Source organism: Mesotoga sp. H07.pep.5.3, assembly GCF_002752615.1.
In the GTDB taxonomy this organism is placed as follows: Bacteria; Thermotogota; Thermotogae; order Petrotogales; family Kosmotogaceae; genus Mesotoga; species Mesotoga prima.
The window spans coordinates 62,343-74,658 of the sequence record NZ_AYTV01000004.1 but is presented as its reverse complement, the minus strand read 5'-3'; the positions used below and the strand labels follow the sequence as shown (position 1 = coordinate 74,658).

At 39.9% G+C, this 12,316-nt stretch carries 11 protein-coding genes; all 11 read left to right on the top strand.

Going from position 1 to position 12,316, the window contains the following annotated elements:
- The first annotated feature begins 15 nt into the window (after window positions 1-15).
- The 11 genes from V513_RS02545 to V513_RS02495 all read left to right on the top strand — a co-directional run bounded on the left by V513_RS02545 (window position 16) and on the right by V513_RS02495 (window position 12,312).
- Window positions 16-1,248 (top strand): glycosyltransferase family 4 protein, encoded by a 1,233-nt coding sequence (locus tag V513_RS02545; protein WP_099771572.1) that lies wholly within the window; start codon window positions 16-18, stop codon window positions 1,246-1,248.
- Between the two features lie 124 nt (window positions 1,249-1,372).
- Window positions 1,373-2,242 (top strand): hypothetical protein, encoded by an 870-nt coding sequence (locus tag V513_RS02540; protein ID WP_099771571.1) that lies wholly within the window; start codon window positions 1,373-1,375, stop codon window positions 2,240-2,242.
- Window positions 2,181-2,498 (top strand): hypothetical protein, encoded by a 318-nt coding sequence (locus V513_RS02535; RefSeq protein WP_143752413.1) that lies wholly within the window; start codon window positions 2,181-2,183, stop codon window positions 2,496-2,498. The genes V513_RS02540 and V513_RS02535 overlap by 62 nt, the downstream gene beginning before the upstream one ends.
- 175 nt (window positions 2,499-2,673) lie before the next feature.
- On the top strand, window positions 2,674-3,765 hold the full coding sequence (locus V513_RS02530) for a glycosyltransferase family 4 protein (RefSeq protein WP_180274809.1): 1,092 nt from the start codon (window positions 2,674-2,676) through the stop codon (window positions 3,763-3,765).
- Window positions 3,766-3,783: 18 nt separating this feature from the next.
- Window positions 3,784-5,106, top strand: a complete 1,323-nt coding sequence (locus V513_RS02525; protein ID WP_099771568.1) for a UDP-glucose dehydrogenase family protein — start codon at window positions 3,784-3,786, stop codon at window positions 5,104-5,106.
- A gap of 73 nt (window positions 5,107-5,179) precedes the next feature.
- On the top strand, window positions 5,180-6,544 hold the full coding sequence (locus tag V513_RS02520) for an O-antigen ligase family protein (RefSeq protein WP_099771567.1): 1,365 nt from the start codon (window positions 5,180-5,182) through the stop codon (window positions 6,542-6,544).
- Window positions 6,545-7,456 carry a glycosyltransferase family 2 protein gene (locus V513_RS02515; RefSeq protein ID WP_099771566.1) on the top strand — a complete coding sequence of 304 codons (912 nt, stop codon included), beginning with the start codon at window positions 6,545-6,547 and terminating at the stop codon, window positions 7,454-7,456.
- 18 nt (window positions 7,457-7,474) lie between these two features.
- Window positions 7,475-8,818: a surface carbohydrate biosynthesis protein gene (locus tag V513_RS02510; RefSeq protein WP_099771565.1), complete on the top strand. Its 1,344-nt coding sequence runs from the start codon at window positions 7,475-7,477 to the stop codon at window positions 8,816-8,818.
- 50 nt (window positions 8,819-8,868) lie between these two features.
- Complete coding sequence (locus V513_RS02505; protein ID WP_099771564.1) at window positions 8,869-10,329, top strand: lipopolysaccharide biosynthesis protein; 1,461 nt, start codon at window positions 8,869-8,871, stop codon at window positions 10,327-10,329.
- A gap of 1 nt (window position 10,330) precedes the next feature.
- Window positions 10,331-11,371, top strand: a complete 1,041-nt coding sequence (locus V513_RS02500; RefSeq protein WP_099771563.1) for a polysaccharide biosynthesis protein — start codon at window positions 10,331-10,333, stop codon at window positions 11,369-11,371.
- Window positions 11,371-12,312 (top strand): dTDP-glucose 4,6-dehydratase, encoded by a 942-nt coding sequence (locus V513_RS02495; protein ID WP_099771562.1) that lies wholly within the window; start codon window positions 11,371-11,373, stop codon window positions 12,310-12,312. Before V513_RS02500 ends, V513_RS02495 begins: the two co-directional genes overlap by 1 nt.
- Window positions 12,313-12,316 lie beyond the last annotated feature (4 nt).

Here is a 12,316-nt window from a genome sequence, read left to right as displayed (position 1 = left end):
TGGGAGCTGGAAATATTGAGATCAAGACAAAGAATCCTTTTCATAACATCCGTGTGGCCCTTTCCTCCCACAGATGGTGGGAAGATAGCTACGATGAATATATTACAGGAACTTGCAAAGGATTTCGAAATCAGCTTCTTCAGTTTCGAAAAACCAGAGACTCCTTTCCCTGAGCTAAAGGCAGATATATATACTCTAAAAAGAAAACCATGGCCCGTAGCAATCATTGAAAGCGTTGCCTCGTGCAAACCTGCTTCCGTGATGCGGTATTCCTCTCCTAAAGTGTTCCGAGAAGTAGTGTCCAGGATCAAAGAATATGAACTAGTATTTGTCGACCATATTGGAGTCTTTCATAATCTTGATAGAATTCCACCAGCTGCTTTGGCTGGTATTCCGTTGATCATTTTCGAGCACAATTTGGAATATAGAGTGTGGGAACATTTCGGTGTTTCTTCCGGAAACCCACTAAAGAAGCTGTTTGGGTATTGGCAATCAAAATTGATGGAAAGATTCGAAAATCGAGCGATGCAAAAAGCAAATCTAATATATATGATTTCACAGAAGGAAAAGGAAATTGTTGAGAAGCAGCTGAGAATACCTGAAGAAAAGCTTTCAGTGCTGCCGATAACGATTCCACGTAAAAAGAACAGCCAGAACGAAGCTGCTTTGGGTGAAAGAAAAGAGAACACAATCTTATTCACAGGGAGTTTTTCTTGGTATCCAAATATCGTTGGTCTGAAATGGTTTTTGACTAATTGTTGGAAGTATATACTTGAAAAGAAACCTTCTGCAAAGCTAATTCTCGCAGGGAACGACAAAAATGAAGACGCAGCCAAATTGTCGAGGAGTTTCCGTAACGTTGTTGCAACAGGTTTTGTAGAAGATATTTCAGATTACTTTAATGGTGCGTCAGTCTTTGTATTACCTATGCAAGTTGGTGCTGGAATAAAAATCAAGTTCCTTGAAGCACTTTCATACGGATTGCCTGTTGTAACTACCAGTAAGGGGATTGAAGGTATAGAAGGAGTAGTTGACGGCACTCACTGTATTGTTGAAGATAATCCTCAGGCCTTTTCAGAAGAAGTCTTGCACCTCCTGAACAACTCAGAACTTGCAGCAAAGCTGTCCACGCACGCTCTTGGATTTCTAGAGAATAGATGGAGAATGTTTTCCGAGGAAGTCGACCGTATTAAGATAATGGCGAGGAAAAGTAATTGGAGTGAAGAGTATCGAAACAGTTATGAGTAGTAGATCAAAGATCGAGAGTACAGCTCTGTTCATTAGTGCTTTCTCGGTAATATGGTATCAACAAAGCATCGTTGGGCGCTTTTCGTTTACCATATTAGGTTTTGTGGTGGTTTGCGTAATCTTTATGATCAGATTAGCTAAGAGAAGAGCTACTATTTCGAAATTCACACTTGGGATATGCCTGCTGCCACTGCTTTCTGCAATGCTAAGTATTGTTCCTGCGCTTGGAGAACCCGGGTATTTCATAGCTGATATTGTTGGTACTTTAGTCTACTACTTAGTATTCTGGATTTCAGTATTAGCAATTGCTTCTCTGTTTAAAGTCGAAGAACTTCGTGATGCTCTACTTAGAGGTATAACTTTCGCCGGCGTTTTTGCTGCATGCTTTGGACTAATCCAGCTTGTTCAGTGGATTAGTAACACACACGTAATGTATCTCTTTCCCACTAATCCAACATTTCAAGGAATGGGAGTTCTTTCATTGCTGAAAAGGGATTACCTGAGAATTACTGGGCCACTCGCTGAACCAAGTGAGTTTGCAATCTTTCTTACTTTGGTTTTGTTCACAGAAGTTGAATCAGATCGAAAGAACTCTCTGAGAATTGCTCTTTATGTATCATGTATCCTGTTTAGTCTTAGTCTAGCCGGCTATTTAGCGTTGCTTGTTGGTGGACTTTCGCTCATTGTGAGGCAAATGCGGAAGCGGGGATCTAATCCTAAAAAGGTTCAAAAAGGTGCCAGAAGGTTACTCTTAGTGGCCATTGTGTTCGTACTTATTCTAGTTGTTTTCTTTATTGTTTCGGAAGAGCTCAGGGAAAGATTCTCTTTGCTAACTCAGGTTCTTGGTAGGAGAATCAATCTTCTTAATGATTCATCAGTTAGGTACAGGCAATCTTCGATAGCTGAGGGCTTTAGGCTGTGGAGAGACGGAAATGTGTTTCGACTTTTTTTTCGGGTATGGCTCTGGGAACTACAGTCTCTTTGGAGCTATTGATACTTCGTCAAAGAGTATGATTACAAAAAACTTGATGGAAGAAGGGATAATTGGTCTGACGCTAAACCTTACTTTCTGGCTAGTATTACTGAGAAAGGTCTTACATAACATAATGATCTTTGTCTCTGTTCTCAGTATTTGCTTTGTAAGTTGGGCGACAAACGATGTGTTCGTAATTGTTACCTTCTACTTGTTTATGGGCATTCTAATTGGATCAGTCGCTTTTATGGACAATGCAAAAGCTCCATTTGGGTAACAATGGTCACTTATCTGATTCAGTGACCTTAAGAACTTCGAGATCAATTGCAGACAAAGACGTTTAGTTCGGAACATTTAGTAGTAACGATGACAAGGTGGAAGAAGCAGTTCTTTGTGTGGCTAAGTGTCTAGAGTTAACCAGAACTCGTTATCAAAGCTTCTGGAGGATGACAATGAGAATTAGAAGTAGCACTCGAATGAGGGCTGCAATAATAGTTAATGAATTCCCTTTCGGAGGAGCAGAGCGGCAAGCAATACTGTATGCACAGGAGTTATCTCGTAGGGGATTCAGTGTGTCAATTCTAGCACTTAAGAACAAGGAAAGCATGGATATTGGGTGCGTTAACATTCAAGGTCTAGGTCTTCGAAAAAGCAGAGCAACAAATTTGCTGGGAAAAATTCTAAGCAATCTCAAAATTTATGGGAAGTTAAGGAATGAGTTGAAGGGAAGATACGATGTCGTAATTAGCTTTGCGCAGCTTTACGGAATTGCATTATGCGGCAAGAGTCTCGCAAAGGTACTATCGCTGAGGATATTCCATCCGGAAAGCATAAACTTTTCTAGGGGTATTTTCCTAAAAAGAATTGACCTTGTAACCTGTAATAGCTTACCTCAGTACTCTTTGATGAATGCTAAAGGGTGTCGTGCCATGCTTATTAATAACATCGTTTCAGTCAGCAAAGATTACCAAGGGGCTGCATTATCAACAGGCGGCCAGTTCATACTTGTCTCAAACATCTCTCAAAGAAAAAACATTGAAATGGCCGTTAATGCTTTCATACTCCTCGAGAACAAGAGCATTCATTTGAAGATAATTGGCCGAACTAGTGAAAAATCGTATTCTGCTGAACTCATGAAAATGATTGACAACGCGAATAATGTGGAATACCTAGGCTTTTTGGATAGCGGTGAACTCGAAAGCGTATATTACCAATCAGAAGGGCTGATTCACCCTTCTCGACGCGAAGGCACTTCAAACGCAATTCTTGATGCTATGCGTTACAGAATTCCTGCAATAGTCTCTAGAATACCAGAAAACATCGCTCTTGTTGAGAATGTTCGGGATTTTCTATTCGATCCTGATTCACCCGAAGAACTGGCAGAAAGAGTAACAAGATTGCATAGTAATCTACTAGCTGACCCACATTTCTATGACGAGTACTTGGACCTTCAAGAGAAGAAAATCAAGTTGGTGTATTCGCAAGATAGCATTGAAGAACTTGTGACAGCAATTGAAGAACTAGTCAAACGAAAGAACCTTTGAAATAATGAGGAGGGCAAAATGTCCAAAAGAATCTCAGTAATAGGAACTGGTTACGTAGGTCTAGTGACTGGTACAGGTCTCGCGGACTTTGGAAATAAAGTCATTTGTGTCGACGTAGATAAGGCAAAGATAGATATGCTTAACCATGGCCAGATTCCAATATACGAGCCTGGATTGAAAGAACTAGTGGATAAGAACGTTCGAGAAGGAAGACTGTCATTTACATCTAAGATAGACAGGGCACTCAAAGAAGCGGAAGTTGTTTTCATTGGTGTCGGTACTCCATCAAAAGAGAATGGTGAAGCAGATCTTTCTTACGTTGAAGCAGTTGTTGAATCGATTGGCAAGAATCTGGATGGATACAAAGTGATAGTCACTAAAAGCACAGTACCTGTCGGAACTAATAGATGGATCAAGCAGGCGATAATTGAGGAATCCGGAAAGGATACATTTGATATAGTCTCCAATCCAGAATTTCTTAGAGAAGGCAGCGCTGTTCACGATGTCTTTCATCCAGACAGAGTAGTAATTGGTTATGAAACGGAAAGAGCCAGAGAGATTATCCAGGATATATACAAGGCTCTATACATGATAGAGACTCCCTTTCTCTTCTGTAATCTCGAAACAGCCGAACTGATAAAATACGCAAGTAACGCATTTCTCGCAACTAAGATCACATTCATAAACCAGATTGCCAATCTCTGCGAAGCTGTCGGTGCAGATGTGCACAAAGTAGCCAAGGGAATGGGTATGGATGGAAGGATAAGCCCGAAGTTTCTCCATCCCGGTCCTGGATATGGTAGAAGTTGCTTTCCTAAAGATACAAAGGCACTTGTTGATATTGGAAACAAAAACAATGTGGATATGTCGCTTGTGAAAGAAGTTGTCTCCTCAAACGAAAAGCAGAAAGCACGGATGGTGCTAAAGCTAGAAAGTCTCTTTGAAGGCAAATTAAGAGACAAACAAATAGGAATCCTTGGTCTTGCTTTCAAAGCAGAGACCGATGATATGAGAGAATCACCTTCTATTATAATTATTGAAGAGCTTTTAAATAGAGGAGCCAATATTGTGGGTCATGACCCGCAGGCGATGGAAAATGCGAAGACAATCTTTGGAGATAGCATAGAATATGCAGATAGCGAATACAAAGCAATCAATAACTGTGATGCAATAATGATACTAACAGAATGGAACCAGTATAGAGGGCTGGATCTGGAAATGGTTAAGAGACTCATGAAAGGAAATATCATTCTGGATACAAGGAACCTTATAGATCCAGAGAGAGCGAGAGAACTTGGCTTTCGGTGTGAAGGTGTTGGAAAAAGGATGTTTATGAAGTAATTGTTTGAGCCTTGTTTTGTGCACGGGAGTCTCTACACGTGAGGTGAATTTACATAAGCAAGAGGTGTTAGTTTTGTCAAAGATTGGGAATCGTTCTTCTTCCTGCTCAATGAATAGGTGGAAATCTGATCTACAAATTTCCTTTGGATGGTATTCAGTCGTCGTTATTGCGACTGTGGTTTTCTTTATCTACAAATACTATTTTGACGCAACGGTTTTACCGCTGATTGCTATATCGTTGATCTTGGCTTATGGCCTTATCTTCTCTGTTCCGCCAATGACGATTCTCATGTTTTCAATTGCTTTCAACACAGGGACTTCGATACTCGGAAGCTCGCCAGTAATGATTGTCCTTTCTGTAGTTGCTTTATACGTTTTCTTCACAAGAAGAAAAGGAGTTGCTCTCTATGAAATTGGAATTGCTGATATTTTTCTTCTTTACCTGTTGTTACGTTCTGTACTTGATATAGTTTTCGTCACCAGCTTTTCATTATTTACCTTCACACTATCACTAATATTGCTTGAATATGTAGTAATCCAGACAGAAACAACCAGCGAGATAATCCGTAAGTCCTTCCTAACATACTCAGTTGTACTGTTGTTGTTTGGATTAATGCAGATTATTGACGGGAAAGCTCTCTATCGGTGGTCACCAGGAGGCGTGGTGACTCAGATCACAGGTGTATACGAACCGAACTTCTATGCGTTGTACTTGCTTGTTGCACTAGTTGTTTTTTTGGAATACTATAGGGACTTTCGAATTTCTTCACTACTTGTGATTCTATCTTCTACTTTTATGATATTTCTTACCAGAAGCAACACTGGTCTGATTGCTATGAGTTCAGTATATGTTTCATTAATTGTTACACAAGTTGTCAAAACGATTTCTAAATTAAGCATAAAAGGAGTGCTTGTGCTAACTTTGATTGGTGTTTGTTTTCTTCTATTCTTGTTATTGTTTGGAGAAGAGATGATAATAAAAATCTCAAGTTCAAGATTAATTAGTAGCGCAATTGCTTACCATAGTACGGGAGACTTGAATACATTTCTTTCCAATCGACCTGATTTGTGGTATGACTATCTACACAGCCTGAAAACTAAAGATGTGGGAATCTTGGCAGTTGGGGAGCGGTTCGCTGAACCGATGTATACACGCACTTCCCTTGAAGGGGCTAAGTACAAGTATAGCCATAACACTTGGCTTGACATAATCTCTTGGATCGGATTCATAGGACTTATCTTATATATTATCTTGATAATTAAAGCTATAACAGCTTGTTCCATTGCTTTTGAGAGAGCAAGTTGGTTCGCAATATTTTCTCCTTTTATTTTCACTATGACGCTAAGTATGCTGTCTGAAAGAGTGCTTTGGATAATTCTCTTTTTAATTTTGAAGCGCCTTGCCCAATATAAGAGGAGCGTAAGAGAGGGGATCTGAATGGAAAATACTTGCTTGGTTGACTTTTCAATCATAATTGTGACAAGAAATAGGCCTGATGAATTAAGAAAATGTGTTGATTCAATTACTCGTACTGGGTATTCAAACTTGGAGCTGATTGTTGTTGATAACAACTCTGAAGAGAAATCAAGTTCAAGAAACAAGGTAATTATTGAAAAAGCGAGTATTCTTCACAAAACAATGAAGCATAATTCTGAGAATAGGGGCGTTTCGGGTGGAAGAAATGACGGAATCTCACTTGCCAAAGGTAAGTATCTTTTCTTCATAGATGATGATGCATACATTATTGACAGAGAATTCTTTGCTAAGGCAAAAGCAATATTTGAAACCAGAGAGAAAACAGGAATTGTATCATGTAACATAGTTGATACAGTAAAGTGGATTCTAATAAAGGGAGAGGTATACCGTAACTCGGAAGGAGATCTTAACGCTTTATCGTTTCGAGGCGGAGGACACTTCATAAGAAGGCAGTTGTTTGTTGAAAAGGTAATTCCAGTATATCCAAACTCCCTATTTTATGGTAATGAAGAGTTATATCTATCATACCTAGCATTAGGACAGGGCGTTGAGATTCTTTTTGCGCCTGAACTAATTGTTATTCATAACCCCAGCGAATCAGAAAGGGTTAACACGAAGCAGGCAAGAATCAACAACATTGTTAATAAGGCAGTTGTAAACCTTCTTGTTCTACCAACGAAGTATAGACGACGGATTTTGTTAAACTTCACTTTAAGAATGATCAAATACTTTTCGTTGGATCCCATATCCTTTGTTCGCGCTGTGTTACTTCTGAAGAAACGATCGGTGCACGAGCGCATAGACGATTCAAGTGTGAGAGTTACGAATGACACTGTGAAGTTTTTGTTGAGGTTTGATAGGCACCTGTTCTAGGCAGTTAAGGGGGATTTGATGAGGATGATAGATATCCATGCATTTTACGAGCACAAGGTGAGGGAGTTTGATTCGTTGGTTCTTCTGGCAACCTATCTTAGATCAGAGGGGCTAAGTGTTTCTATTGCTGACTTAAATTACTCAAGGAGAAGCCTAATCTTGAAGAGTAAACCGAGTATTGCGATTTTGCCGTTTCTCTATTCCTTGAATACCGTCCAGAGTTACGGAATCAACTACGAATCTCTTTATGGCTATACACCAACTTACATTAATTTGCACTGGGAGCAATTGGGCTCCGAGAATTCTTCTAATTTTCTTGACCCAACTGATGACTTCGCAAAGAATGCTTTTCATGTCTCATGGTCGAAGGATTTCTCTTCAAGATTAGAAGGAGCTGGTGCGAAAAGAGAACATATTTGGCTAACAGGAAATCCGAGAGCGGATCTTCTTACAGATAAATTCACCGAAACCTATATATCAAAGCGGTCTTTACTGAAAGAGTTGAAAATACCTGAAGTCAAAAGGATCGCTTTGTTCATTATGAGCTTTAATGCTGCTTACTGGAGCAAAGAAAAGATTCAAAACCTAGCAAACGAACATGAATTTCCCAAAGCTGAACAGTTTTCTAGGATAAGCAAGAAAGCACTGAAAGAGACCATTGAAATAGTCAGGAACCTCTCGAAGCCTCTCCATGAAAAGGAAATGTATATTATTCTGAGACCACATCCTGCAACTCCAATCGATTCGATAAAAGAAATGGTTAAAGACTGCAGAAACATAAGAGTTTCGAGAAAATTTCCGCTTAATCAGGTAATCTTCAATAGCGACTTGGTCATGTCCTGGATTTCTACAGGAACGATAGACTCATATGTCTTTGGAAAGCCGACATTGATACTAAGACCTTCGAGCGTACCAAAGGAATTTGACATTCCTTTCCTAAGGGGTTTTCAGTTCGCCAAGACATATCGAGATGTATTAGATAACTTGGACACCCTTGCTTTCAATGCCCAAATACTTGATGAGTTTGCAGAAAGAATATACGGTTTTCTTGACGGCTACAATTGCTTGCGAATAGTGTCAAAGATTGGAGATTTACTAAAGACGGATAGTTTCAAGATGCCTGAGGTGATCTCAAAAAAGCATTTTGCTAACGAAAGCTTAAAGTTTGTTATCAAAGACATTCCTAGGAGTATTCTCAAAAAGTGCCTTCCTAGCTTACTTCCCGGACGGCTTCGAAGTATTTCCGATGATAGCTATTCAAAGAAAGAAGAAGATTTATATGTGGAGAAGTATTCTATTTTAGTAGAGAACATGGTGCAAAGTTGGAAGCTGTACAGTGCTTCCGAAAAGTCTGAAGGATAAAGAAAATGTTTCCATTTGACGCGGATAGAACCCTAGGGCTGTGCATGTAAATGTTGAAGAAAACTGTTAGTTTTCTGAAGAAGAGCGAAACAGCAAAATCTGGTCTTTGGTATTTGATTAGCAATTTCGCGCTTAATGGAATGGCTTTCATAACTGTGCCGATTTTCACTAGATTGCTTTCGGTAGAAGACTATGGTACCGTTTCAGTTTATATGAGCATTGTTGCAGTTATGACAATTGTTAGTGGATTAGATTTGCACATTGGAATAGGCCGGGCAATAATCGATTTCGATAGAGATTACCAAAAGTACTTAAGTTCAGTATTGAGTCTTTCTATTGTCCTTTTTTTGGTAGGCATTCTTCTACTATTTGCCTTCTTGGAAAGAGCAAGCAAATGGTTTGAAATGACTCCCGATCTTCTTCTGTTTGCTTTTGTTACTGGATACGGATCGTTTGTATTTGGCTTTTACCAACACAATCTGATCTTTATGAGGAAGTATAGACAAAAGTCACTTCTTGACTTAATCAAAGCCATTTCGGAAGTAGCCTTGGCAATAATTATGATTCTGCTCATGGTGGAATCAAAGTACTATGGCAGAGTCTATTCTCATGTCGTTATTTCAATGGTTTTCATGGTGATTTGTTTTGTCATGATATTCAGAGGGAGCAAAACAACTGTATGCCCAAAAGCATGGTTATATGCTATTAGAATTGGAATTCCTCTGGTACCACATAGTCTTTCAGGCATAATCTTAGTTCAATTTGACCGCGTAGCTATTAAATCTTTGGTTGGCGCAACTGAAGCTGGGCTTTACAGTTTTGCTTACAACCTTGGAATGATCCCACTAATATTTCTCACTGCTTCAAGCCACGCTTGGGCTCCATGGTCTTACACACAGCTAAGTCATGGAAACTATTCGAGGATAAGGAAAGCAGCTAACCTTTACTCATTTGCCTTCTTACTAATTGTACTAGGAACAATGATGTTGGGTCCAGAAATGGCAATCGCTTTAGCTCCTCAAGAGTATCTTGGAGGAGTGAGACTAATCTCGGTTATCGCACTTGGCTACTTCTTTCAGTTCTCTTACACGATCTACGTAAATTTTGCTTTCTACATGAAAAAGACTTTCGCAATCTCAATCGGGACAATAATGGCTGGAGGGATCAATATAGCTTTGAACCTTCTTATGATACCTGTCTTTGGCTACGAAATAGCCGCATGGACAACTGTAATCTCGTACTTTTGTCTATTCGTTTTCCATTGGTTCAATGTAAGCGTATTATTGAAAGAGAAAACCGTAGAGTTCAGAGCAATGATAGCGCCTGCTATAATTGCTTCAGTAATAGCGTTCCAACAATACATAACGTTAGCGTTTCTCAGACCTTTTTCTTTGATTGAAAGGCTGCTCAGGTTTGGAATTTTGGGTCTAACTTGCCTAGTACTCGTAGCATATATTCTGAAAACCGCAAGAACGATGATGACTTCTAATAAAGATTTGGAAGGTGGATAAGTTGTTTTCTGGGAAACATATTTTGATTATCGGTGGAACCGGGACTGTTGGAAAGACCTTGTTTTACAGTCTACTGATGCAAAACCCACGAGTCATTCGCCTTTTCTCCAGGGACGAACATAAACAGTTCATGATGGAGAACGAGCTAGGAATAATCAAGAGTGCCGACAATGGAAACGAGATACCCAGTACCGCAAATGTTCGTTTTCTAATTGGTGATGTGCGCGATAAAGAGAGAGTAATGAGAGCTATGGAAGGAATAGATGTCGTTTTCAATGTAGCCGCGATGAAACACGTTCCAGCTTGTGAATACAATCCCTTTGAAGCTGTCAAGACGAATGTTTTGGGTGTGCAGAATGTGATCGAAGCTGCTCTGAAGACTGGTGTAGAAACTGTTGTATATACAAGTACAGACAAAGCTGCCTCTCCAACGAACACAATGGGTGCTACTAAACTCCTTGCCGAAAGGTTAATGAGTGCAGCCCAATTCTCAAGGGGAAGCTCTAAGACTAAATTCGTGTCCGTCAGATTCGGCAATATCTTAATGAGTCGTGGTAGCGTACTTCCATTATTTGTCGCACAGGCAAAGAAGAAGTCCCCATTGACTCTTACAGAACCAGATATGACACGCTTTGTTATGAGCAAAGAAAGAGCGGTTGAGCTAATACTGAAAGCTGCTACTGAATCACTTGGCGGAGAGATATTCGTGCTAAAAATGCCCGTTGTCAGGATGGGAGATGTTGCAAAAAGCGTTATGGAGTACTTTGATTACGACTCAATGAGGATAATTGGAAAGAGACCTGGCGAGAAGATGTATGAGGAGTTAATGACGGAAGAAGAGAGTATGAGAGCATTAGAGCTTGAAGATATGTTTGCGGTACTGCCTTTTTTTGGAGAAAGAGAGGATTATGTTAACCACTATGAAGAAAAGGCAAGACCGGCCAAAATAGGTATGTTCTCGTCGGAAAACGAACCTATCCTCAATTATGTTAATGTAAAAGAAATGATATGGGATATACTGGATAGAGAAGGGGTGAAGTAATGAAGGCTCTCGTAACTGGTGGGGCAGGTTTCATAGGACGATGGCTGATAAAGAGATTGCTGGATGAAGGAAATCCTGTATATGCCATCGACGATTTCTCAAATGGAAGAAAAGAGAATATCGAGGAGTTTTTCGAGGAAGACTCATTTCATTTTTCAGAAGGGGATGTAAGGAATGAGCGAACTCTCGAAAAACTTTTTCAAGAGAAATACGATATCGTGTATCATTTGGCTGCAGAGATCAATGTACAGAATTCTATAGATAACCCCTCTCAGACAATCGAAAGAGACATTCTCGGAACTTTCAATATTCTTGAACATTGCAGAAAGCAGAAGACGAGAGTTGTGTTCATGTCAACGTGCATGGTCTATGATCGCAGTTATGACAAATCAGGAATAACTGAAGAGCACCCCACCAAACCCGCATCACCATACGCAGCGGCCAAGCTTAGCGGCGAAGCGCTCACACTTTCATATTTTCATGCCTACGGGTTGCCAACTACTGTTATCAGACCATTCAACACGTATGGTCCTTTCCAGAAAACGAATGGCGAGGGAGGAGTAGTGGCGATATTTGTAAAGCAAGCTCTCAAGAATGAACCTTTGAGAATATATGGGGACGGAACACAGACAAGAGATTTGTTATACGTGGAAGATTGCGTAGATTTTATAATAAGGGCAGGAAACAACGACCTTGCTCTTGGCCAAATAATAAATGCGGGAACGGGAAACGATGTTGCAATTAATAATCTCGCTCTTATGATTGCAGGAACTTCTAAACTAATTAAGCACGTTCCACATATTCACCCGCAAGCAGAAATCATGAAACTCAAGTGCAACTTCAGTAGAGCTAAGGAAATACTTGGCTGGGAGCCAAAATTTTCACTTGAGAAAGGCGTTGAGAAGACGAAAAAATGGATAGAAAGCAATCCAGAACTATAGGGGG